This window comes from Achromobacter sp. GbtcB20, from assembly GCF_019091095.1.
GTDB classification, from domain to species: domain Bacteria; phylum Pseudomonadota; class Gammaproteobacteria; order Burkholderiales; family Burkholderiaceae_B; genus Achromobacter; species Achromobacter mucicolens.
In genome coordinates, this window is the sequence record NZ_JAGXJZ010000618.1 from 1 (window position 1) to 260 (window position 260).

Consider the following 260-nt stretch of genomic DNA (forward strand, 5'->3'; position numbering starts at 1 on the left):
ATCCGCACCCGGATACAGCCTGGCTTGACGAGAACGCGCCGACCGGTGGCGCGGGTTGCATGCCGACTGTTCGCGCTCGCCATGCTGGCATGGCCACCCGGTCCAACAGCGGCCCAGACCCAGACCCCGTCCCAGGCGCCGGATGCGAACTGGGCAGGCAGGCGCTGGCCGAAACCGTGGCGGGCCTTGCGCCGGGCGTGCTGGTTCTGCGTCTTCCCCAAAGCGGCGCGGCGCATTGCGCTGCAGCCCATGCCGAGCCG

General features: G+C 71.5%; 1 pseudogene. It reads left to right on the forward strand.

Going from position 1 to position 260, the window contains the following annotated elements:
* Positions 1-59 precede the first annotated feature (59 nt).
* A pseudogene (locus KVT32_RS32405) lies at positions 60-260 on the forward strand (aspartate carbamoyltransferase); the annotation flags it as partial.